The organism is Winogradskyella poriferorum, from assembly GCF_036553625.1.
GTDB lineage: Bacteria > Bacteroidota > Bacteroidia > Flavobacteriales > Flavobacteriaceae > Winogradskyella > Winogradskyella poriferorum.
In genome coordinates, this window is sequence record NZ_JAZHOU010000001.1 from 117660 (window position 1) to 142200 (window position 24541).

25 protein-coding genes are annotated in these 24541 nt (G+C 33.4%); 6 read left to right on the top strand and 19 right to left on the bottom strand.

What is annotated here, in order from left to right; all coding sequences use genetic code 11:
- Positions 1–22 precede the first annotated feature (22 nt).
- The 3 genes from V1468_RS00625 to V1468_RS00635 all read left to right on the top strand — a co-directional run bounded on the left by V1468_RS00625 (position 23) and on the right by V1468_RS00635 (position 4311).
- On the top strand, positions 23–2323 hold the full coding sequence (locus V1468_RS00625; RefSeq protein WP_331808329.1) for a M1 family metallopeptidase: 2301 nt from the start codon (positions 23–25) through the stop codon (positions 2321–2323).
- Positions 2324–2401: 78 nt separating this feature from the next.
- Complete coding sequence (locus V1468_RS00630; protein ID WP_331808330.1) at positions 2402–2692, top strand: Sec-independent protein translocase subunit TatA/TatB; 291 nt, start codon at positions 2402–2404, stop codon at positions 2690–2692.
- 116 nt (positions 2693–2808) lie between these two features.
- On the top strand, positions 2809–4311 hold the full coding sequence (locus tag V1468_RS00635) for a S8 family peptidase (RefSeq protein ID WP_331808331.1): 1503 nt from the start codon (positions 2809–2811) through the stop codon (positions 4309–4311).
- A 54-nt stretch (positions 4312–4365) separates the two neighbouring features.
- On the opposite strand, the gene V1468_RS00640 is transcribed toward V1468_RS00635, so the two are convergent.
- From V1468_RS00640 to kynU, 12 genes are all read right to left on the bottom strand, one after another.
- Complete coding sequence (locus V1468_RS00640; RefSeq protein ID WP_331808332.1) at positions 4366–5007, bottom strand: O-methyltransferase; 642 nt, start codon at positions 5005–5007, stop codon at positions 4366–4368.
- A gap of 29 nt (positions 5008–5036) precedes the next feature.
- Positions 5037–5267 carry a hypothetical protein gene (locus V1468_RS00645; protein WP_331808333.1) on the bottom strand — a complete coding sequence of 77 codons (231 nt, stop codon included), beginning with the start codon at positions 5265–5267 and terminating at the stop codon, positions 5037–5039.
- Between the two features lie 56 nt (positions 5268–5323).
- Complete coding sequence (locus V1468_RS00650) at positions 5324–6409, bottom strand: amidohydrolase family protein (RefSeq protein ID WP_331808334.1); 1086 nt, start codon at positions 6407–6409, stop codon at positions 5324–5326.
- A 65-nt stretch (positions 6410–6474) separates the two neighbouring features.
- The gene (locus tag V1468_RS00655; RefSeq protein ID WP_331808335.1) at positions 6475–6966 is read right to left on the bottom strand and encodes a 3-hydroxyanthranilate 3,4-dioxygenase; all 492 of its coding nucleotides are present in this window, start codon (positions 6964–6966) and stop codon (positions 6475–6477) included.
- A gap of 188 nt (positions 6967–7154) precedes the next feature.
- A complete protein-coding gene (locus tag V1468_RS00660) occupies positions 7155–7937 on the bottom strand; it encodes an SDR family oxidoreductase (protein WP_331808336.1) in 783 nt (260 codons plus the stop codon).
- 33 nt (positions 7938–7970) lie between these two features.
- A complete protein-coding gene (locus V1468_RS00665; RefSeq protein WP_331808337.1) occupies positions 7971–8288 on the bottom strand; it encodes a GIY-YIG nuclease family protein in 318 nt (105 codons plus the stop codon).
- 36 nt (positions 8289–8324) lie between these two features.
- Positions 8325–9764, bottom strand: coding sequence for an aldehyde dehydrogenase (locus V1468_RS00670; protein ID WP_331808338.1), 1440 nt, complete (start codon positions 9762–9764; stop codon positions 8325–8327).
- Positions 9761–10348 (bottom strand): hypothetical protein, encoded by a 588-nt coding sequence (locus V1468_RS00675; RefSeq protein ID WP_331808339.1) that lies wholly within the window; start codon positions 10346–10348, stop codon positions 9761–9763. The genes V1468_RS00670 and V1468_RS00675 overlap by 4 nt, the downstream gene beginning before the upstream one ends.
- A gap of 92 nt (positions 10349–10440) precedes the next feature.
- Positions 10441–10854, bottom strand: coding sequence for a RidA family protein (locus tag V1468_RS00680; RefSeq protein WP_331808340.1), 414 nt, complete (start codon positions 10852–10854; stop codon positions 10441–10443).
- 125 nt (positions 10855–10979) lie between these two features.
- Positions 10980–12398 carry an FAD-dependent oxidoreductase gene (locus V1468_RS00685; RefSeq protein WP_331808341.1) on the bottom strand — a complete coding sequence of 473 codons (1419 nt, stop codon included), beginning with the start codon at positions 12396–12398 and terminating at the stop codon, positions 10980–10982.
- A gap of 26 nt (positions 12399–12424) precedes the next feature.
- Complete coding sequence (locus V1468_RS00690) at positions 12425–12775, bottom strand: hypothetical protein (protein WP_331808342.1); 351 nt, start codon at positions 12773–12775, stop codon at positions 12425–12427.
- Positions 12776–14041, bottom strand: a complete 1266-nt coding sequence (gene kynU / locus V1468_RS00695; RefSeq protein ID WP_331808343.1) for a kynureninase — start codon at positions 14039–14041, stop codon at positions 12776–12778. It lies immediately after the preceding gene.
- A 138-nt stretch (positions 14042–14179) separates the two neighbouring features.
- Here kynU and V1468_RS00700 point away from each other — a divergent pair, with 138 nt between their 5' ends.
- Complete coding sequence (locus tag V1468_RS00700) at positions 14180–15553, top strand: sensor histidine kinase (protein WP_331808344.1); 1374 nt, start codon at positions 14180–14182, stop codon at positions 15551–15553.
- Positions 15554–15695: 142 nt separating this feature from the next.
- Here the strand turns inward: V1468_RS00700 and V1468_RS00705 are convergent, their stop codons facing one another.
- On the bottom strand, positions 15696–16376 hold the full coding sequence (locus tag V1468_RS00705) for a hypothetical protein (protein WP_331808345.1): 681 nt from the start codon (positions 16374–16376) through the stop codon (positions 15696–15698).
- 83 nt (positions 16377–16459) lie between these two features.
- Between V1468_RS00705 and V1468_RS00710 the strand changes: the two genes are divergently transcribed.
- Complete coding sequence (locus V1468_RS00710; RefSeq protein WP_331808346.1) at positions 16460–17260, top strand: methyltransferase domain-containing protein; 801 nt, start codon at positions 16460–16462, stop codon at positions 17258–17260.
- 60 nt (positions 17261–17320) lie between these two features.
- Here the strand turns inward: V1468_RS00710 and V1468_RS00715 are convergent, their stop codons facing one another.
- The 5 genes from V1468_RS00715 to V1468_RS00735 all read right to left on the bottom strand — a co-directional run bounded on the left by V1468_RS00715 (position 17321) and on the right by V1468_RS00735 (position 21245).
- Positions 17321–17809 (bottom strand): hypothetical protein, encoded by a 489-nt coding sequence (locus V1468_RS00715; protein WP_331808347.1) that lies wholly within the window; start codon positions 17807–17809, stop codon positions 17321–17323.
- A gap of 29 nt (positions 17810–17838) precedes the next feature.
- Positions 17839–18501, bottom strand: a complete 663-nt coding sequence (gene msrA, locus V1468_RS00720) for a peptide-methionine (S)-S-oxide reductase MsrA (RefSeq protein WP_331808348.1) — start codon at positions 18499–18501, stop codon at positions 17839–17841.
- A gap of 192 nt (positions 18502–18693) precedes the next feature.
- A complete protein-coding gene (locus V1468_RS00725; RefSeq protein ID WP_331808349.1) occupies positions 18694–19254 on the bottom strand; it encodes a hypothetical protein in 561 nt (186 codons plus the stop codon).
- A 108-nt stretch (positions 19255–19362) separates the two neighbouring features.
- Positions 19363–20148, bottom strand: coding sequence for a zinc ribbon domain-containing protein (locus tag V1468_RS00730; RefSeq protein ID WP_331808350.1), 786 nt, complete (start codon positions 20146–20148; stop codon positions 19363–19365).
- A gap of 2 nt (positions 20149–20150) precedes the next feature.
- On the bottom strand, positions 20151–21245 hold the full coding sequence (locus V1468_RS00735) for a Nif3-like dinuclear metal center hexameric protein (protein WP_331808351.1): 1095 nt from the start codon (positions 21243–21245) through the stop codon (positions 20151–20153).
- 41 nt (positions 21246–21286) lie between these two features.
- Between V1468_RS00735 and lpxK the strand changes: the two genes are divergently transcribed.
- Positions 21287–22285: a tetraacyldisaccharide 4'-kinase gene (gene lpxK / locus V1468_RS00740; protein WP_331808352.1), complete on the top strand. Its 999-nt coding sequence runs from the start codon at positions 21287–21289 to the stop codon at positions 22283–22285.
- Here the strand turns inward: lpxK and V1468_RS00745 are convergent.
- The gene (locus V1468_RS00745) at positions 22282–24519 is read right to left on the bottom strand and encodes an ATP-binding protein (protein WP_331808353.1); all 2238 of its coding nucleotides are present in this window, start codon (positions 24517–24519) and stop codon (positions 22282–22284) included. The genes lpxK and V1468_RS00745 overlap by 4 nt on opposite strands.
- Positions 24520–24541 lie beyond the last annotated feature (22 nt).

The following is a 24541-nucleotide window of genomic DNA, read 5'->3' on the forward strand; positions in this document are numbered from 1 at the left end:
TTTTTAAATAACACTAATTGCAATGAAAATTTTCAAGTACTTCTTTGGTGCTATGCTTTTTGTTTCTGCAAGTGCTTTTGCACAAGATGACATTAAGCCAGAGCGCAAACCTGGTCACACTAACCAAAACAAATTCAAACAATTATATGATGAATTTGCAACTCCAAACATGTTTAGAACAGGTTCTGGAGCACCTGGTCCTGCTTACTACCAACAACAAGCGGACTACAAAATGGATATAGAAATAGATGATGTTAATGCCAAATTATACGGTGACGAAACTATTACTTATACCAATAATTCACCAGATGAGCTCACTTACCTATGGGTACAATTAGACCAGAACATGAGAGCTAAAGACTCCAAAACACCTTTAATAAGTAGTTCTGGTATTGGTCCTGCTACTTCAGCTTCAAGAGCAACAGGAACATATTTAAAAGAACGTTTTGATGGTGGTTTCAATATCGAACACGTTAAAGATGTTAATGGTAAAGACTTACCTCATAGCATAAATCGCACCATGATGCGCGTAGAATTACCAAAACCAATGAAGACTGGAGATAAGTTTTCTTTCAAAATAAAGTGGTGGTACAAAATCAATGATCACGTAAATGATGGTGGACGTTCAGGTTATGAGTACTTCGAAGAAAATGATAACAGATCTTATGTTATAGCACAATTTTATCCTCGTATGGCAGTGTACAACGATGTTGAAGGATGGCAAAACTCTCAGTTTTGGGGTAGAGACGAGTTTGCATTACCATTCGGTAACTTTGATGTTAACATCACAGTACCTGCAGATCATATCTTAGACGGAACAGGTTATTTAACCAACAGAGAAGAAGTGTTTTCTAAAGACATGATGAAGCGTTACAACCAAGCCAAAAAATCTTACGACAAACCTGTATTGATTGTAACTGAAGACGAAGCTCGTAAAAATGAAAAGACAAAAAGCACAAAGAAAAAGACATGGAAACTTTCTGCCCAAATGGTTAGAGATTTTGGTTTTGCTACGTCTAGAAAGTATATATACGATATGATGGCCGTAAAAATTGGAGACAAGGATGTTATGGCTGTTTCACTTTATTCTAAAGAAGGAAATCCGCTATGGGAACAATGGTCTACAAGAGCTGTAGCAAGTACTTTAAAATCATACTCTCGTATGACTTTCGATTATCCATACCATAAAGCCATTTCTGTTCATGCTCAAAGACAAGGAATGGAATACCCAATGATTTGTTGGAATTACGGAAGACCAGACGAAAATGGCAACTACTCAGACAGAACTAAATACGGAATGATTAGTGTTATCATCCATGAGGTTGGTCACAACTTCTTCCCTATGATTGTAAATAGTGATGAGCGCCAATGGACATGGATGGATGAAGGTCTAAACACTTTTGTTCAGTATGTAGCTGAGCAAGATTTTGGTGAGTGGAATCCAACTGCTTTATCTCCAGGTCACGATAAATATCCTTCTCGTAGAGGTCCTGCAAAAAATATCGTAAGGTATATGGGAGGCGATCAAGATTTTATTGCACCTATTATGACCAAAGGATTAAACACATATCAATTTGGTAGTAACGCCTACAGTAAACCAGCAACTGGTCTAAATATTCTTCGTGAAACCATTATGGGACGCGAGTTATTTGACTATTCTTTTAGAGAGTATGCAAGACGTTGGATGTTTAAACACCCAACACCTGAAGACTTTTTTAGAACCATGGAAGATGCCTCAGCTGTAGATTTAGATTGGTTTTGGAGAGGTTGGTTCTACACAACAGACTATACTGACATTGGTATTAAGGAAGTAAAAAAATATGGTGTAACAACTAATCCTACCGAAGAAGGAAAAAAACTTGCCGAGCGTTACAATATAGACCCTAATTCACTTGTTTATTTTATAGGTGAAGATGATAAAGGTTTCGATGAAGCCATAAAGAATGGTCAGTCTATGGAAGATTTACCTACCGTAAAGGAATATATAATGGATAATTTCACGCCAGAGCAACAAAAGAACATGAAGAAATCACCTAAGTATTTCTATGAAGTAACCTTTGACAAGCCAGGCGGATTAGTAATGCCATTAATTGTAGAATATGAATATTCAGACGGTTCTAAAGAAAAAATAACGTATCCAGCACAAATCTGGAGATTCAACGACAAGGAAGTTAGTAGAGCTGTAGCATCAGATAAAGAAATTGTAGCTATAACCGTTGACCCAGATTTAGAAACTGCAGATATTGACACCTCTAACAACTCTTGGCCAAGAGAAACTAAAGAGAGTGATTTTGACCAGTTTAAGAACAAAATTAAAGATTAAGAAAATTAATTATAAAATTAAAGCCGACTTTAACGAGTTGGCTTTTTTTATTACATAAAGTCACTATATATTTGCATTGTGATACAATTAGCAACATTATTATTTATCGGAGGAACCGAAATTGTCTTTATACTGTTTATCCTAGTATTAGTTTTTGGTGCTGATAAGCTACCAGAAATTGCTAGAGGACTAGGAAAAGGTATGCGAACCTTAAGAGATGCTACCAACGACATAAAGCACGAGGTTACTAAAAGTGCTAAAGAAAGTAACATCGTAGATTCTGATACTACAAAAGAAATTCAACAAGAAATTAATAAGGTCAAAGACGATCTCGAAAACTTTACAGGTTCAGTAAAACGAAACATGTAAAATAAGATATTCACTATATTTATATGGTTTTTATAACATATCCTTAATTTTTAATGTAATTTTTATAGAATAATTTAATATATTTAGACAATCACGAACCATCTAAATCATATTAAATGAAAAAAAACTTTTTCAAACTATTACTTTTAGTAGTAATGGTGTTGGTATCATGCTCTAAAGATGAACCAAACATTGAAAGCCAATCAGGAGCTGTTCAATTTCCTAAAGACCCACTTACCATTGAGCAAATTAATTCACGAATTTCCGAAACTATAGAAAATACAGGTGATTTTGACTGGAATGCCGTTGATGAACACTTTTTGTGGAGCGCTGTTGTTCACGGACAAAATGTACTAACTGTAGGATATGGAAGTCCGGATCAAAGTTTCAGTGAAACTGAAGATCCTGTTTTAGAATCTAAAAAAAACGCGCTGATAAACATTGTTCTTGAAAATGAAGATTTTGACGAAAGGAAATTAAAACTAATAGAACACGAAATCATTACCGTGTTTGATATAGAAGTTACAAAAATTGAAACCATTATTGAACTAAGAAAGAGCGATTTTGTTCGCTATCTTGAACCTAATGGTTATAATCATTACTCAAATTTTACAGCTAAAAGTAGCTCAGGTTGCGACAAAAATCCTGACAATATAAATTCTGCGCACTACACCACAATTAGTCCAAACAATGCGCAAGTGTCTTGGCATTTTAACGAGCATAACATTCCTCAGGCTTGGAATCACAGTACTGGTTCTGGTGTTACTATTGGTCTTATAGATACTGGTGTTTCAGCATCGCAATATTTATTAAACGCATCAGGAATTAACGATGGTGCTTCAACAGGTAGATTTGTTCAGAAATACGGAACTTTTATAGACTCTGCTTGGTGGTGGAGCAGCAACTATGATGGACCTCATGATAAGTGTGGCCATGGTACTGCAATGGGCTCTACTATGGCTGCTCCAAGAAACAATGATGGCATGCCAGTTGGTGTGGCTTACAACTCTAATTTAGTTGCCTATAGAGCAACTGAAGATGTTTTGTTAAATGATTACCACGAACGCAAAGGTGTTTCGGCAGCTTTAACACAACTAGGTAATAGAAGTGATGTTAAAATCATCTCTATGTCTATTGGTTACGTTTGGTCTATAGGTAACATTAAAGATGCTGTGAAATATGCTTATAGCAAAGGAAAATTAATCTTTGCTGCTGGTGGAACGTCAACTAGCTTTACTAATGGTTTTGGAGTCATTTTTCCTGCTACAATGAGCGAAACTGTCGCGGTTACAGGAGTTAATGATGGCTCTAATTATGAGCGTTGCGAAACCTGCCACAGTGGTAGTAAAATTGATTTTACAATTATTATGGAAGGCGACAACAATACAAGTAAAGCACCACCAGTATTAGGATTTAACACAGGTCAAAGACGTTATACAGGAGGGTCTTCTGTTGCAACAGCTACAACTGCTGGCATAGCTGCTTTAATATGGTCTAAATATCCTAGTTGGTCCAGAACTCAGGTATTAAATAGATTAAAACAATCAGCTGAATTCTACCCTAATAAAAATGGTAGCTTTGGCTACGGAAATATCGATGCTTTACAAGCTGTACAATAACAATAACCAATCAAAAATCGAAAAGAGCTTTGCAAATTAATGCAAAGCTCTTTTTTATTTCTTTCTACTAATAGTCAATCCGTCTCGTATTGGTAACAACACGGTTTCAATACGTTCATCTTCTTTTAAAAGTGTATTATAGTCTAAAACAGCTTTGGTAGAAATATCCTTTTCGTTAAGTTCTTCTACAACTTTCCCATGCCATAAGACATTATCGGACAATATAATTCCGCCTGGATTTAACTTATCTATGATGAGATGAAAGTAATTACTATAATTAGGCTTATCAGCATCAATAAACACTAAATCAAACATTACATCTAATTCAGGTATGATATCTAATGCATTACCTGTATATTGATTTATTTGTTCACCGAATCCAGATTTATCAAAATATTTTCTTTGAAAATCGTGAAGCTCCTCATTAATATCAACGGTGTGAATAATTCCGTTTTTTTGTAAACCTTCGGCTAAACACAATGTCGCATAACCTGTAAAGGTTCCTAACTCCAAAATAGATTTAGGATTTACCAACTTAGAAATCATACTCAGTACTCTACCTTGGTAAGGACCACTAAGCATGATTGGTTGCAATACTTTTTGATATGTTTCTCGTGTTAACTGTTGTAATAACTCTGGCTCTTGCTCAGAATGTTCCACAACATAATTGTCTAATGCCTCTGGCAAAAAATACATATCAAAATAATTTTAAAATAAATATTAATTTATTCAGCTTTTTCTGGCTCTTCAGGAAGTTCTAATTCTACCTCTCCAGCCTCTGGCTTACCTAAAAAGAATAATGCAGCACCTATAACTACTAAACCTATTTTTATAGCCCAAGCCACACCTTCTCCCCATTCATATATCCAATCAGTAAATCTAATTGTTAAACCTATAAAAGGTAAAACAATTAAACCTATACCTATAATTGCCATATAAGAGCCTACTTTTTTCATGATATTGATTGTTTGATTAGATTCTAAATATAGACAAAAAAATGAAGATGAAAATATTAGGAAGTAATTCTGGCAACTAAATCTTGTTTTGCCTTTTCATCGTCACCACACAACCATTTAATAACATTGTCTTCCCAAATAGCATCACGTTCGGTTTCATTTATGATTTTTCGATCCATTGCTAAATCTAAAATTTTACCAGGATATGAAGACTGTTGTGCACTTTCCATTTCGCCAAGAGGATAAGGGTCATCTAGTCCCATAATAACTTGATTTGAACCTTGATTCTTTATTAGTAACTCTAAAGAACCTGTGTCGTGCACTAAAGTATCAAAGAAAATATTTTTATGACCTACCGCTTTACGAGGATGCTTTTTACCTTCAAACAAATCTGGTCTTCCATCAAACCCTTGAATACGACGACCAAGATTAATCTGTGCTAACTGTCCACCATGAGCAAAACAAATCCGCATATTAGGATACTTTTCATAATAACCATTTAAGGTTAAAAAATGGTATGCATCTGCACATTGTGCCAACATCCAAATTAAGTGAAAACGCCATGACGTATTTTCTAGTTTAATAAATTTTTCACCATCGTAAGGGTGAATTTCAACAGCCAAGTTATATTTATCGGCAAGCTCAAAAATAGGTTCGTTTTCTTCATCAAAAATACAACGCCAAGTTCCAATAGTGTCCATATAATGTGTTGGCAGACATAACAAGCGCATTCCTAAAACCTCTACACAACGCTCTATTTCCCAACAAGCACCTCTTACAAAACCAGGATGTACCACAAAACCCGTTGTAAATTTACTCGGATGATCGTGCTGAATACGTGCATTAAAATCATTCTGAAATCGTAACGCTTGTTTCATTTCTTCCAACCTTAAACCATTACCATAAAGTTGAGATAAATTCAGAACAACAGCATGGTCAATTTTAAAGTGCTCCATCCATGCTAACTTTTCATTTAAGAAAAAACTAGAATCTGTAATTGGTCTGTTCCAATCTTTTTGAAGCATAAATTTTCGATCTTTATCTACCCAGAAAATCCCTTTATCTTTCATAAATTCAGGAATTTCTTCAGGATAAGGAAGAAGATGAGAATGACCGTTAATTCTTAGTTTGTGTTTACTCATGTGCTTTGAATCTTACCAAAATTTAATTTTGGTAATTGTGTTGTAGTGGTTAGATATTTTCTGATTTATTTTTTAAAAGCACCTTTTTTAACCATATCGTTATAACGGTCAAAAATAGCAGGCATATCAGTTTCTATATTGTCCAGCATAAACTCTTCTTCATAAATCAAACTTGTATCCTCATCAGAGTACCATTGCAGTTTATCCTTTACACCTTCTGGTCTTGGATATTCTATAACCAAACCAACAGTGTTTGCGCTTCGTTGTGGTGAGTGTGGTACTTTTGGTGGCAAGACAAAAATTTCGCCCTCTCTTATATTAATATCTTTGGGCTCACCATCTTCAATCACTTTTAAGACCATATCACCTTCTATTTGATAGAAAAATTCTGGAGTTTCGTTATAGTGATAATCTTGTCTGTCGTTTGGTCCACCAACAACCATAACAATAACATCTGCATCTTTCCAAACCACTTTATTACCAACTGGTGGCTTTAGTAAATGACGATTTTCTTCAATCCATGCTTTAAAATTAATAGGCGGAAATAATTTGCTCATTGTATACTATTTTGGGCGTTACCCTATCGGGTCAGGCTTTACGCTATATCTTTTTTACTTGTTTTCGATACATTTTGCTCATGCTTCGCAAAACACTCAAACTGACGTAAAAAAGGATGTCGCTTCAATCCTTAACGCAGATTCATCAATTCAATAAAATTAAGAATAATATTTTTGAAATATTAGGCTTATAAACTTTTTGTTCTACCACCATCAACCGGAAGGTTAATTCCGTTAATGTAACTCGCTTTTTCACTAGCTAAAAAGGTGATCGCAGCAGCTAATTCTTCTGGTTTTGCAAAACGTTTTGCTGGTACAGCACTTTTCATGGCGTTAGCAGATTCTTCTTCTGTTTTGCCAGTTTTAGCACTTTTGTTTTTTATGATTTCGGTTAAACGTTCTGTACCAGTTGCGCCAGGTAAAACATTGTTTACAGTAATCCCAAATTGTCCAAGCTCGTTAGCTAAGGTTTTACTCCAATTAGCTACAGCACCACGAATGGTATTACTTACACCAAGTCCGTCTAACGGTTGTTTTACTGACGTTGAAATTACATTAACAATACGCCCATAGTTTTTAGTTTTCATAAACGGAACAACAGCTTGTACTAATACATGATTACATTTTAAATGCTGCGTAAAAGCGCTTTCAAATTCTTCAATTTTTGCATCAAAAACTGGTCCGCCAGCTGGTCCGCCAGTATTGTTTACCAACACATGGAATCCGTGATTGTTTTTAATATAGTTTTCAACTTTTTCTTTTAATTCCATCGGATTAGAAAAATCGGCTACTATATAATCATGGTTTCTGTGTTTTGGTAATTCAGCTAAAACAGCTTTTAGCTTGTCTTCGTTTCTTGCTACTAGTGTGATGTTTGCACCTTCTTCAGCTAAAGCTAAAGCAGTTGCTTTACCAATTCCTGCTGTGCTACCACATACTAGCGCGTATTTGTTGTTTAAGTTTAGATTCATAATTCTGTCTGGTCGAGCGCAGTCGAGACCTACTTAACTGTTCGGTTTATATTTAGAATGTGTTGCATTTCTACATTCAGCTAGAATTTGCAACAAATTATACTCTCCATTAGCTAAAGCAAATTTCTTTTTTGCACTCCATTTTTTTATTTTCTTTTCAAAATATATTGCTTGTTCTACATTGTTAAACTCTTGATGAAATATTAATTCTAAAGGTCTTCTTTTATATGTAAAACAGGTTTTATTTAATCCGTTTTGATGTTCTTCAAATCGCCTAGATATGTTATTTGTTATTCCAGTATAAGTTAACCCATCTGAACATTTCAATATGTAAACATAATACGTTTTCATAATTGACCTCTCGACTGCGCTCGAGGCGACATCAAATTAATATTTTATACATACATTTTTAGGCTCAGTAAAAAAGCGTAAAGCTTCAAATCCACCTTCGCGACCAACTCCGCTTGCTTTAACACCACCAAAAGGTGTGCGTAAATCGCGCATCATCCAAGTGTTTACCCAAACAATACCTGCTTGTAGTTGGTTGCTCATTCGCATGGTTCGTTTTAGATTATTAGTCCAAAGTGTTGCTGATAAACCGTATTTTACTTTGTTAGCCATGTCTAACACGTCGTCTTCAGTTTTAAATGGCATAATAGTAACTACTGGACCGAAAATCTCTTCTTGGTTTACGCGACAATCGTCTGTTTTTACTTCGATAATTGTTGGTTGTAAATAGTAACCGTTTTCGTAGCCTTCAACTGTAACTTCGTTTCCGCCACATAAAATAGTTGCACCTTCTTCTTTGGCAATTTCGATGTAGCTTTTCACCTTTTCAAGATGTGGTTTTGAAACTAAAGCACCAATATTAGTGTCTATTTCAGAAGGATGACCAACTTTTAACCCTTTTACTTTTTCTACAAAGTCTGCTTTGAATTTATCGTAAATTGATTCCTCAACAAAAATTCGGCTTCCGCAAAGACAAATCTGACCTTGATTAGCAAATGACGAACGTACTGTAGTATTCAGCATATCATCATAATCGCAATCGGCAAATATGATATTTGGATTTTTTCCACCTAACTCTAAAGACAATTTTTTAAACATTGGTGCAGCAACTTTGGCAATATGTGCGCCAGTTGCTGTTCCGCCAGTAAAACTAATGGCTTTGATATTTGGATGCTCTACAATAGCTTGACCAGTCGTAGTGCCTAAACCGTGAACAATATTCAACACACCTTTTGGTAAACCAGCTTCATTACAAATTTCACCTAACAAATAAGCCGTCATTGGTGTGACTTCGCTTGGTTTGGCTACCACGCAATTCCCTGCAGCGATTGCTGGTGCGATTTTCCAAGTGAACAGATACAGTGGTAAATTCCACGGACTTATACAACCAACTACACCAATAGGTTGACGAAGTGTATAATTCACCGCATTCTGACCAACGCTTTCGTGGCTTTCGCTTGCAAATTGTGTAATGGCATTTCCAAAAAACCTGAAATTACTTGCTGCTCTTGGTATATCTACCATTTTGGCAAGACTTACAGGTTTTCCGTTGTCTTTACTTTCGGCTTCTGCAAAACGGTCTAAATTAGCTTCTAATAATTCTGAAATTTTAATTAGAATTCTGCTTCGCTCTTCTAATGTAGTTTGACTCCAACTAGGAAAAGCAGATTTAGCAGCTTTGTAAGCTTGCTCTACATCGTCTTTTGATGAGTTTGGGATTTGCCCATAGACTTCTCCGTTTGAAGGGTTGTAGTTGTCAATCCAACCATTAGCAATGGGAACCAAGAAATCTCCGTTTATGTAGTTTTTGATGTTCATCTTATCCATTCATTTGTTATCTCTTTAACACTCCATCGATCCTCTATCTTTTTAAAAATTATGGTTTCACCTGTAATACTACCTTCAATGTCCATAAAAGCTAGATCTAAAGTTTTATTAAAAATAGGTGTACTGAGATACAAAATTCCATTATCTTTTAATGATTCTTCAACTTTAGCAATTGAATCTTGAGAAACAAAATATTCAATTCCTAAATTAGTGTTTTCAAAATGGTAATCAATTAGTTTATCCCAGTTTAAGCTTCTAAGACCATGAGCAATTAAATTTTCGTTTTTCAAATCTTCACTCAATTGCTCATAAATAAATGAAATATCTTGTATCTTCAATTTAAGAGAAATATAATCTGTTTTTGTGAGGTTCTGTATCTTAGAATTCTCTGTTATAGTATAAATTTTATTATCATCATTAACCATAAACACATAAGGTTCACTATACCTTTTATATTTAGCTAAAGAAGTATCGTTGAGAAATTCTTTAATAAAATCCAGTTTAAATGAATTTGTTATTATTGGAAATCCATTTTCATTATAATATAGTTCAGCCTTCTTTTTTTCGCACGACAAAAAGAAGATTGTTATCAGAATAAAAAATGAAAAGAGTTTCAATTGAAAATGTATTTAAAATTAGATTCCTGCCTGCGCAGGAATGACAAAAACTATTGTTTTTTATACGCCATCACCTTAATCTCAACCAATAAATCTGGATGTGGTAATTGGTGTACAGCAACAGTTGTTCTTGTTGGTCCTGTTTCTTTTTCAAAAAACTCAGCGTAGGCTTTGTTGTAACCTGCAAAATCGTTCATGTTTACCAAAAATGTGGTCACATCAACCACGTCTTTTAGACTTGCTCCAACCGTTTGTAAATTTTTATCGATGTTTTTTAAAACTTCTCTGGTTTGAACTTCGATATCTAATTTTTTGGTGTTCATTTCGTCAATAAGTTCTACACCAGCAATTGTATTGTCTGCGCGTCTTGAACTGGTTCCTGAAACGAAAATGAAATCGCCGACCACTTTTACATGTGGATATGCACCTCTTGGTGTTACTTTAGTTCCTGCGTTTGTGTTCATATTGGTAGTCATTCTGAACTTGATTCAGAATCTATTTTTTGATTATTTTATCTTCCTGAGACTTCTCGACTGCGCTCGAAGTGACAGTTTATTCTTTTTTATGAGATTCCTGCTTTCGCAGGAATTTAGTGATGCATCGTTTTTGCAACGTTGTCATCATCTATAATATCGTTAGTTTTTTCTTGTACTTTTTGTAAAGCCTTTTCTAATTGCTCATAAGTCATATCTGCTGTTATCGATATCTCATTGTCTGCAATCATGTTTAAAATGGCTTTGTCTTGCGCACGACCTTTGGTCATGGCTTCATGATAGCCAATATTTTCATTGAATGTGACCATCGAGTATTTTGAAAAATAGTGCTTTGGAAAATGCTTTTCTAATTGCATTTCTAGCTGGCGCTTTGTTTTAAACATTGGGTTAGCAACATGATCGCGCATTTCGTAATAGTTTTCTTCGGCTAATTCGCCAATAGCGTCTGCATCTGCTTTTCTAACCGACTGATAGGTTTTAAAAATGGTTTCCCAATCGCCTTCATGTTTGTCTATAATGCTATCTAAAACAGCAACATCTTCAAAAGAGGCATTCATTCCTTGACCATAAAACGGAACAACAGCATGCGCCGCATCACCTAAAATTAAGGTGTTGCCTTTATAATACCAAGGTGAACATTTTATAGTCCCTAAAGCGCCTGTTGGATTGTTTGCAAATTCTTCAGCAATGTTCGGAATTAGTGCTAAAGCATCAGGAAATTGCGCTTGGAAAAAGGCTTTTATGTTGTCTTCTGTATCTAAATCTTTGAAGTTATACTCGCCTTCTTCATGACTTAAAAACAGAGTTACCGTAAAACTTCCATCTAAATTAGGTAAAGCGATAAGCATATATTCGCCTCTTGGCCAAATGTGTAAATAGTCTTTGCTAATTTGATGACTTCCGTCTGTTGCTGCTGGAATTTCTAATTCTTTATAACCATGTGTTAGGAAATTCTGTGAAAAACTGAACAAGAATTTACGTTGCAAAAAGTAGCCTTTTCTTAATTCTGAACCTGCGCCATCTGTACCAAAAATAACGTCTGCAGTGACGTTAAACGCTTCATTTGTATTTCGGTTTACAAAATGAACAGTATTGGTATCTAAATCTACTGTTTCACATTCAGTATTAAAATGAATGGTTAGATTATCGTATTTATCGGCTTCGGTTAGTAGCATTCCGTTTAAATCACCTCTTGAAATTGAGTTGATGTATTCGTTATCACGACCAGAATAGTTGGATGCGAAGGTGTTACCTTTGGTGTCGTGCATTAATCTACCTTTCATTGGGATACAAATCTCACGCGCTTTATCTTCAACATTAGCTAAACGTAAGGCTTTAAATCCGCGATCTGATAAGGCAAGGTTGATTGATTTTCCTGCGGAAATGTCTGTTGTGCGTAGATCTGGTCTGCTTTCATAAACATTGACGTTGTAGCCTCTTTGTGCTAAACGTAGTGCTAAAAGTGAACCGCATAAACCTGCACCAATGATTAATATGTTTTCTTTTTGTGTCATTATTTTATCCTTGTTTAATCAAGTGTCTAGATATTATGATTCAATACTTTCTTTATTTTTTGAATTTCTTCATATGATAATCTAAGTCTTTTTAAATTTAATTTTTGTTCTTGATTATCAATGTTTTTATAAGAAAAAATATCGTTTTTAGAATTAAATTCTAAGGTTGAAAAATCACTGTATTCAGCAATTTTTATTAATTTATCTTTTATTACATAAACTATTTTTTTGTCAGTTATTATAAAATAGTCAAAGCTTAAATTAAAAAGATAATAGAACAGACCTAAAATTTGATATTCCCAAAAACTTGCTTCTGATTTTTTCTTGATTTTGAGTAAAATATTTTCATCCTTTATTAGTGAAAAAATATTTTTCATCTACAAAATTTCTTTCAACTTTTCAACCATTCTAAATACATCTACAAAACTGTTATAAAGTGGTACTGGTGCGCAACGTATTACATCAGGTTCGCGCCAATCTGTAATTATGTTGGCTTCGGTTAATTTGTGATGTAAGCTTTTATCGGCATCTTTAACTTGAATCGATAATTGGCAACCACGTTGTTTTGGATCTGTTGGTGTGATTATTTTTATTTTATCGTTGTTTAATTCATTAATTAAAAACTCAAAATAACCTGTTAGTTGTTCTGATTTTTTGCGTAAGGCATCCATGCCAACCTCGTTAAACATGTCTAAAGACGCTTTTATGGCAGCCATAGATAAAATTGGCGGATTACTAAGTTGCCAACCTTCAGCTCCAGGTGTAACGTCTAATGGTTGACGCATGTTAAAACGCGTGTCTTTATTGTGACTCCACCAACCTGAAAAACGTTTTAAATCTTTATTGTGCGCATGTTTTTCGTGAACAAATAATCCACCTAAACTTCCTGGTCCAGAATTTAAATATTTGTAAGTACACCAAGCTGCAAAATCAACTCCAGAATTATGTAATTCTGGTTGAATATTTCCTGCGCCATGAGCTAAATCGATACCAACCATACAGTTTTTGGCGTGACCTAATTCGGCAATTCGTTTTAAATCTAAATATTGACCTGTGTAATAGTTAACGCCACCAATTAAAAGCAAAGCAATCTCGTCGCCTTGTTCTTCTAGGATTGTTTCTAAATCTTCAATGTTTAGTAATTCTTCGCCTTCGCGAGGTTTCCATTCAATTAAACCTTCATTAGCATCAAAACCATGAAAATCTAGTTGTGTTTGCACAGCATATCGATCTGACGGAAACGCATCACTTTCAATTACAATTTTATATTTGGTTTTTGTTGGTTGATAAAAACTAACCATTAGCAAGTGTAGATTGGTGGTTAGCGTATTCATCACTACAACTTCTATAGGCTTTGCACCTACAATTTTCGCCATACTTTCGGTTAAGAATTCATGGTATGGCATCCATGGGTTTTTGGCTTCAAAATGTCCTTCTACACCAAGGTTTGCCCAATCGTTTAACTCTTGTTGAATGTATTTTTGCGTGCTTTTTGGTTGTAGTCCAAGCGAGTTTCCTGTAAAGTACAACCAATCATTTCCTTCTTTGTCCTTTGGAATATGAAATTGGCTTCGATAATGCGCTAAAGAATCGTTTTGGTCTTGTGTTTTTGCGAAATCAAGACCGGTTTTATAGTTGGTCAATTGGATAATTTTTGCGTTCCAAACAAAAATAAGAATAATTTTATCTAAATATGTCTCCAAAACCAAAGCATAAACACTTAGATTTGAGTAGATTTGTTTTAAACACCTGCATCCATCATCAATCAAAATCCAAAAAAAATGCTGAAAAAACTTTGGCTTTCCTACAGACAATGGTATGTTAAATACCTTGGTTTACAAAACCATAAAAATGAAACTGATCGTTTGTCCTATTACAGAGATCAACTATTTATTTCCATTTTTACTTTAACAATGGTTTTGGGATCTATTTCGTATTTCCCGAGTATAATTGCGGCAATAATTCTAGACAAATGGTTTGTTTTTTATGCTGATACTATTGCTATTTTGGTGTTGTTTTTTGGTTTCCTATATAGAAAACTAAGCTTAGAAAACAGAAAAGTAATATACAGTGCAACATTTTTAGTGTTATCCTTTGGTCTTGTTTATGACCTTGGTTTAGGTGGTAATGGTACGATTTTACTGTTCATGTTAAGTATTTTAATTACACTATACAGCAGTACACGATCGGGTATAAATTCTATTATCATAACTGCTGTTTTTTATTTAACCCTAATACTAATTAAGTATTTCAACATTATTGATATTCAGTTTTTTGTTGAAGGTCCGCTAGAAGGTTTAACAATTGTTTTTATAAATAACATTATTTTTTGCTTGCTCACTGTTTATGCAGTTTCTTTTTTAATTCAGCAGTTACACAAAGCACTTGTAAAAGAAAATGAATTGCAACAAATGCTAAAAAAAGAGCATAATAAAACAATTAAAGCAAAAAATGAAGCTGAGCAGTCAAACAAACTTAAGACTGCATTTTTAAGCAATATGAGTCATGAAATAAAAACACCACTTTATGGAATTACGGGAAGTGCTCAATTACTTAAATCTGATTTGCAACTGGATAAAGCGAATAACGAATACTTTCAGATAATAGAAGACAATAGCAAACTGTTGTTAGCTGTTTTTAATGATGTATTAGAAATATCTCAGCTTGAAACTGGAAATGTACCCATTGATATCTCCAAAGTCAAAATTTCGGACTTATTAGATGAGATAAAAAGTGAGTTTACTGGTAAAGTACAAGAAAAAGACATTCAGTTTTCCACAACCATAAATTTTAAGACAAATAAAACCTTTAGAACTGACCAAGATAAACTACATAAAGCACTTAACCACATTATAGACAATGCGATAAAATTTTCGCCTAAAAACGCCATAGTAAATATATCATGTAGTCCTATTGATGACGACACCTTACAGTTTAAAATAAGTGATAATGGTATTGGCATATCAGATATACACATTGATAAGGTACATCTGCCGTTTTTCACTATAGATTTAGAGAATAAAACTGGTACGCATGGTGCTGGACTAGGATTATCTATTGCTAAATCTTATATAGAGCTATTAGGTGGTACATTGCAAATTGAAAGTGAAGTTAATAAAGGTACAACTGTAACTTTTCAATTAACTAGCCTATAAAAAAAGCGCTTTTTACAAAGCGCTCTTGGATATATATAGACGCCGTAAGGCGGAAAATGTAAGCTATACGTTTTAAGTCGAATGACCTACGTGAAACTTACATTATAGATTACAAAAGTAATGCCAAAATTTTAAAACTCACCTACTCCAGTATTATACTAACATCTGTGAAGTTTAAATTCCAATTGCCATTATCTTTCTTATGGTCTATTGCTATTTTAATCCCATTAAAATCTTGATAGTTTTCAAATGTATTAGACAATGATGGTTCTGGTGAATTTCCTTGTCTATACGTCCATTCTCTAATTAAATAATCTTCATCATAATAAATATCGTAAGCATCACCAGGTGTGTAACCGCCTTCATTAGGATAGATAATAGTAATCATATCTAATTGTTCTTTATTAATTGGCGATTCTACTTTTTTAGGTTCAGAAATGGTTGCAGATGCATCCCAAACTAACTGAAATGGCACCAAAAGCCAAAATTTATCATTAATAAAAGCTTTGTCTGCATTAGCAGGCACACTATCTAGATTGCGTCTTGAATATTTAATATTGTGCGATCCTGATTTCATATAAATACTGTCGCTTTTTGGAAACCAAACCCAAGATCGTCCACTACTCTTCACATTATCTCTATCAACTTTAAAAGTAAATGTTACTTTCTCTACGTTCTCCCATTGTTTATATCCATGAGCATTGGCAATTTTTTCAGCAATACTTAATTCCGTTTCTTTTGTTTTTTGGGGAGTTTCTTTCTTTTCAGATTTACAAGAAAAAACGAAAAGCAAGCAAATGAAACTAAGATATAAAGACTTCATATTAAAAAGATATTTTAAATTACATCAAAATTAAGGAGCACACCAAGCTTCGCAAAAGGAAGACACAAAAAGTTATTAAGAAGATGGAAAATTTTGAAAACTACTTTAACACAAATAAAGAAACCTGGAATAAAAAAGTAGCTATACATGCAGAAAGCGAGATGTATAATATGGAAAATTTTAAGTCTGGAAAATCTTCTTTAATGCCATATGAACTAAAGGCTTTAGGCAATGTTAACGGAAAATCTTTATTGCACTTACAATGTCATTTTGGGCAAGACACCTTAAGTTGGCAACGTATGGGAGCGGAATGCGTTGGTGTAGATTTGAGTGATGAAGGCATAAAACTTGCCAAGAAGCTTAATAACGAATTGCAGCTTGATGCTGAGTTTATATGTTGCAATGTTTTGGATACTTCTGAATACGTAAAGGATAAGTTTGATATTGTTTTTACAAGTTATGGTACTATTGGATGGTTGCCCGACTTGAAACCTTGGGCTAAGATGATTTCGGAACGTTTAAAAACCGGAGGTATTTTTTACATAGTTGAATTTCATCCTATTCTTTGGATGTTTGATTATGTTGATGGTAAACCAAAAATGAAATATCATTACAGCCAAGATGAAGTAATTTACGAAGAATATGAAGGTACTTATGCCAATCAATCTTCTAAAATGGTGAGTAAGGAATATGGCTGGAATCATGGACTTTCTGAAGTCGTAAATGCACTTATTGAAGCTGGCTTACAAATAGACTATCTAAATGAGCATGACGAAAGCCCTTATGATGTGTTTCCTGATTTAATTAAAGCAGAGTCTGGAATGTATAAGATGAAAGATCAGTTATTTCCTATGATTTTTGAGATTAAGGCTACTAAAAAATAAGAAGTTAACTAAAAAACACTGTTCTGTCAATCTGAACCCGTTTCAGATTCTGAAATAAATTCAGAATGACAGGTTTTTAGAATCTATAATCTTTTCAAGTTTTTTGTAAAGCTTTAAAACTTTCTTTTTTGACAGTCCTTTTTGTCTATAGTTAATTCTAACAGTTTTCGAATTAATTTTTATTTCAAATTTCGGCTCTTCAATATATTCATCTGAAAGTGCTGATAGTTGGGTGTTTGAAATATCGCAAGTATGAACTATTAGACTTTTAAAATACTTTTTTTCGACTATTTTAAAACTTGGATTATCAACATCTATTGATATAGAAACAATATGTTTTTGTATTAAAAATTTGTAGGTCCAAAAAATAAGCAATCCACATGCAAATATTGAAAAGAACTTAAAATCTATCCAATGACTGCCCCAAATTTTCGGAATTGAAAAGATTGCATACATCAAAACTAAAGCTATAACATTTGAAAAAAGATTCCAAAGCAAATCACTCCAATCGTTAAAATCAGTTTTATTATCAAATATTACTTTCTCCATTTATTTAGTTCTAACGACAGATAACTAAATTAATGTTTTTCTTCGTCTTTTAATAATTCAGGAAATTTTGCTTTAAAACGATTTAATCGAGGAATAGAAACCGCTCTCACATAACTTTGATTTGGATTTCGCTTTTCAAAATCCTGATGATAATCTGAAGCCTTGTAAAATTTTAAGAATGGATATACTTCAGCTGCGATTGTTGCATCTAATTCTTTTGCAAGAGCAGCTTTCTTATCCTCTATAATTTCTTTTTGCTCATCATTTTGATAAAATATGATTGAACGGTATTGAGGACCTTTATCTGGCCCTTGACCATTAACTTGTGTCGGATTCTGAGAACCAAAATAGACATCTACCAGCGTTGAAAAACTCACTACCTCTGGATCATAAATAACTTCAACGGCTTCCGCATGTCCTGTTGTACCGGAGTGACTTTTCTCGTACGTAATATCATCTGTATGTCCACCAGAAAAACCGCTGTAAACTTCCTCTACACCTTTTACACTTTCGTAAATTGCTTCTACACACCAAAAACAACCACTTGCAAAATAGGCTTTTGCCTTACCATCTTCTATAGGAACTTCTACAGGTTCTGCATTAATTATTTCTTGTTGTTTTGGATTGGTTTGCGCCTGGTTATGACAATTAAAGCAAAGACTTATGCTTAAAATAATAAGTAATTTTTTCATCTGCTAATATTTATTTGTTCTTTTAAGGTCAGATGTAATACCCAGTTTATCATTTTTCGTTGATTTGCATATTCTTTTTCTGGGTATTTCATGAATTTCCTTTTTTCTTTTTCTATAGACGTATAAAAATACAATTCCTTAAAAAGAAATCTTTTAAAGTTTTATTAAATAAGTCTACAAAAAAATTTTAGACTAATAGTTAATAATCCAATCATTATTTAAGTAATAATAAAAACTTATAGGCATAGAAAGACAAGAATATGGCATGTTATCTATTTGTATAAAAACTGTATCCATTGATTTATTAAAAAAGGGCTTTGATAATGTCATAAATCCTTTAGGACAAAGTGAGTCCATAACCTGAATCCTTTCGTCTCTATCTTTAATCCTAACAATTGAATCTGCCAATCTCGCTGATATTAATTTATAACCACTTTTAATTATTGTTGTGTTAAGATTAACTTGTTTTGAAAGTGTATTGAGACTATCTTTTACTTCTTGTGATTTTATATTAGTCCATTTCATAATTACCTTTTCCATATTGCCAGTTGGACGTTCTATTTTCATATAGTCCAACAAGGTATGTCTGGGTTCGATTACACAATTACAATTAAAATCTTGATATTTTAGTAATGTAGCCACAAACTCATTAGCCTTTTGATTATAGAGATTTTCAGGTAGTACACTTTCTTTCTCAGTACAACTTGTAAAGACAAAAGCAAGAAACGCACTTATGAAATATAACTTATTCAAAATTGTTAGTTTAATTAATATAGAACTACTTTAAGTAGTTATTATTGCTATCAAACAAAAAGCCCTCACAGTTTGTGAAGGCTTTTTTTGAATATTATTTAATGGTAATTACTTTGCTAGTTTAGCAAATAACTTATCCATTTTTTCTTTTTCTTCATCTGCTAAAGCAGCGTCTACCAAGATACGACCACTGTGCTCGTCTGTAATTACTTTTTTACGAGAAGCAATTTCTACTTGTACTTGTGGTGGAATAGTAAAGAAAGAACCACCTGATGCACCACGTTCTATTGGCACAACAGCTAAACCATTCTTTACGTTATTTCTAATTCTTAAGTATGCTTTTACCAAACGCTCATCAATTTTCTTTTGGTATTCTTCAGACTTACCTATAAGCGCTTCTTCTTCTTTTTCAGTTTCCTTTAAAATTTCGTTTAATTCACCTTTTTTGTGTTTAAGGTGCTCTTTACGATCTTTTAAACGGTCTTTAGTTTCAGAAATAACATCTTTTTTCTGTTCTATTTGAGCCTTAAATTCTTTGATGTGCTTTTCAGCTAATTGAATTTCTAATTCCTGAAACTCAATCTCTTTTGTTAATGAATTGTATTCTCTGTTATTTCTAACATTGTTTTGTTGCTCGCTATACTTTTTGATTAAAGCTTTTGCTTCTTCGATTAAATTTTTCTTTCCTTTAATCTCATCATCTATAACAGCAAGGCTATCATTTAATTTCTCTAGTCTGGTATTTAACCCTTCTACCTCATCTTCTAAATCTCTTACTTCTAAAGGAAGTTCACCTCTAACATTTCTTATTTCGTCTACTCTAGAGTCAATTAACTGTAAATCATAAAGCGCTCTTAAACGCTCTTCTACAGTAGCTTCAGCTTTTTTCGCCATAATTATAAATACTTTACCGGATTTGTATTTGTCTTTGATAAAACGACTGCAAAATTAGTAATTTTTTTCGAGAGATAGTCTACTAAAAACGATTTTGTGAACTGTTCGCTCTCATAATGACCAATATCTGCTAATAAAATACTGTTTTCTGCACTAAAAAAGTCGTGATACTTAAGATCTGCTGTTACTAATAAGTCTGCGCCAGAGGCCTTAGCTGCTCCTATAGCAAAACTTCCTGAGCCTCCTAAAACCGCAATCTTTTTTATGTGTTTATTGAGGAATTTTGAATGTCTAACGCATTCGGTATTCATTCTATCTTTTACGTATTGCAAACAATCTAACTCTTCCATCTCTTGTGACAACTCACCAATCATTCCCATACCAATATATTGGTTGGTATTGTCTAAAGTTGTGACTTCATAAGCTACTTCTTCATAAGGATGTGTATTAAAAAGCACCTTTAAAACCTTTGATTCTATGTGTTTTGCAAATACTACAGAAATTAAAATTTCATTTTCGGTGTGCAACTCTCCTTTTTGTCCTAGAGTTGGATTTGATGCTTCATTTCCTTTGTAAGTTCCTTTACCTTCAAGATTAAAACTACAAGAATCGTAATTACCAATGTTACCAGCACCTGCATTAAATAGTGCTGTTCTTAATGCTTCAGCATTTTCCTTTGGCACATAGGTTTGTAACTTTTTAAGTGTGCCAGATTGCGGTATTAAGATTTTTTTATTCTGTAATTGTAACTGATCGCAGATTATAGAATTAACTCCTTCAAACGCATTATCTAAAGCTGTATGTATAGAAAAAATTGCAATATTATGCTGAATTGCTTTTATAACAACACGCTCTACATAGGTTTTTCCTGTTAACTTTTTTAAGCCTTTAAAAATGATAGGATGAAAACTTACTATTAGATTACAGTTGTTTTCTATGGCTTCATCTACTACAGCTTCAAGCGTGTCTAAGGTTACCAAAACACCTGTAACTGTTTGATTTTTATCACCTACCAAAAGGCCTACATTATCAAAATCTTCGGCATAGTTTAAAGGTGCCAACTCGTGTAAATGATTTATTACGTCTTGTACTATCATAAGCGTATATTTGTTTTCAAAAATAATATAATTTAGTGCTTGTGAAATTTCTACGCGTCATATTGTTTCCTGTTGTACCAATTTACTACTTGTTAACTTGGCTAAGAAATTGGCTATACGATAAGGGTATTAAGTCTTCAAAATCATATGACATCCCAATTATTTGTGTTGGAAACCTTAGTACTGGTGGTACAGGAAAAACACCAATGATAGAGTATTTGATTCGGTTGCTAAAAGATGAAAAATCTATTGCAACGCTTAGCAGAGGCTACAAACGTATAACTGAAGGTTACGAACTAGCAGACCAAAGTGCTACTGCAGATACTATTGGCGATGAGCCTTTTCAATTCTTTAGAAAATTTAAGGATATAAAAGTTGCTGTTGATGGTGATCGCCAAAATGGAATTTCGCAATTGCTACAGTTAGAAGAAAAACCCGAAGTTATTTTACTGGACGATGCTTACCAACACAGAAAGGTTAAGGCTGGTTTTAATATTTTGCTCACTGCCTATTACAACCTATATAGCAATGATATTGTTTTACCTACTGGTAACTTGCGAGAACCTAGATCTGGTGCAAAGAGAGCTGATGTAATTGTTGTAACAAAATGTCCTGAAGCTATTTCTGAGAATGAAAAAGCAAAAATATCTAAAGAACTAAAGGTAAAACCACATCAACAATTAGTATTTAGTTCTATTCGCTATGCTGAGAAGGTTATTTCTACACATTCTGAGATGGCACTACAATCTTTACCAGAATTTACGCTTGTAACTGGTATCGCTAACGCAAAGCCTTTGGTTGACTTTCTAAAAAACAAAGGATTAAAATTTAATCATCTAGAATTTCCTGACCATTATAGCTTCAGGGTAAATGATATTGAAGAGCTGGCTAAAAAGGAATTGATTATTACTACTGAAAAAGATTTTGTTAGACTTGCTGATAATGAAAGTTTAGAATCTAAATTATTCTATCTTCCGATTGAAATAACTTTGGATAAAAAAGATCTTTTTGATAATGCAATTAGATCTTTTGTAGGCTAAAAGAAACTAGACACTACTTCTTTTCCTGAAAGCACATCGTATAGCTTACCTTCAAAATCTTCTTGTTTAAACGGTTTAGAGATAATATCATTAAATCCGGCTTCACCAAATTCGTGCATTTTATCTTCTAGTGTTACAGCTGTTAACGCAAAGATGACTAAATCTTTATTGAAAGTTCTAATAATCTTAGTAGCTTCTAAACCACTAATACCTGGCATATGAATATCCATTAAAACAACATTATAATCTGTTGATTTTACTTGTTCTACGGCAGCTTCACCATTATCTACAACATCACAATAAAGTCCCATTTTGTTGAGAATCTTTTTGGTAATCATCTGGTTGATTTTATTGTCCTCGACAATTAAAATCTTTACTTCACTTAGATCCAAATCTTCCATCTTATTTGATTGTTTAGTTTCTTCTACCGCTGGTGTTTCAACTGTCTCAGCCTTCTCTAAAGGAATCTCAAAGAAGAACGTTGTTCCTTTTCCGAGTTCGCTCTTCAAATAGATGTTACCTTTAAGAATTTTGATAAGTCCTTTTACAATAGATAAACCTAGACCTGTTCCGCCATACTTACGGTTAATCTGCACAGAGCCTTGGGAGAAGCTCTCAAACATCTGATCTTGTTTTTCTTTTGTAATACCAATACCATTATCTTCAATTTCAAAACGTAAGGTATACATATCGTCCTTTTGGTCAATTTTGTACGCTCTTACCCAGATGTCACCATCTTTTGTGAATTTAATAGCATTTCCAAGTAGGTTAATTAAGATTTGGGAAATCTTTAGCTGGTCACCATTGTAAGATTCTGGTAAACCATCTTCATAGTCAAAATGTAATTTGGTGCCATTGTCTTTAGCTGAATTACCTAAAGCAGACATTACATTTTCTATTTTATTTTTAAGGTTGAATACTTCTGGATCTAGTTCAACTTTATTTGCTTCAATTTTATTTATTTGAAGTATATCATTAATAAACGTTAATAGATAATCTCCAGAAAATTTTAATGATTTTAAATGTGGTACTTGATGTTCTTTAGGGTTTTCATCTAGTAACATGTTTGTTAAGCCTGTAACTGCATATAGTGGAGTTCTTAGCTCGTGTGTTACAGTAGATAGAAAATTAGCTTTTGTCTTAGAAGCCAGTTCAGCTTTTTCTTTAGCAACAATAAGCTCATCATTCTTCTTGTGGAGCATGTTGTTGGTCTTTAACCTTATATTGTTGTTTTTGTAAAGCGATAAGGTTAAAAGCGAAAGAATTGTTATTAATGCAATACTCAATATTGTAGTTATTCGGGTAAAATTACTTTCTGCACTAACCTCTTCCATTTGTGCTTTTAACTGAGCATTTTGATCGTCTTTATATTTAGTAATAAATTGACTAGATATTCCTGGAGCTAAGTTTTCTCGCTTAACGTTTAATATAGAATCTGAAAGATTAATATGTTTAGTAATATTCTCTAAAGAACTTTTATAATCACCTCTTTTTTTGTGTATATCACTTAAGGTAGAATAAGCCTCGTTAGTGTTTTCTACAATATTGTAAGCTTTTGCGATAGACAGCCCCTCCTCTACCTGAGACAACGCCAAATCATCATTATCTAATGCACTAGAAACCTTACCTGATTGAATTAAGGCACTACTAAGAACTCTTCTCTGATCATACTTTTTAGCTATGATTATTGTCTTCTCTAATTGTGTCTTAGCTTCTTCAAATCTTCCAAGAGCTATATATGCTTTAGCTTCGTTTAATGTAACTTCTGAAATATATTCTTCTAGATCTTCTTGTTCAAATAAGTTTTTTGCAGATTTGTAGTAATCTAGAGCAAGTTGATATTTTTCGTTTGTGCTATAAACAACACCTTGTATATTGTAGCTTACAGCAAGATTACCGTAATCATTATTTTCGCGTTGTATTTGTATTGCTTTTTGAAGATCTATATTGGCTTTATCGGTTTCTCCAACCAGATAACGAACCTTGGCTATTTTTGTAAGTGTTGTTCCTTGACTTATTTTATCATCAATTGTTTTTGCAATCTCTAAAGCTTTATCTAGATTATTTAAAGCATTGTAATAGTCACCTCTATCGCTTTCTAATTTTGCCTGATTAACACGTTCTTGTAGCCGTAAAGCCAATAAGTCTGTATCTTCTACCACACCTTGCTGTGAGAAGATTAGACTAGAAAAACATGCTAAAAAAACAAATATGTAACATTTGATTCGGGACATTTCAGCTCTATTTATTTGAACA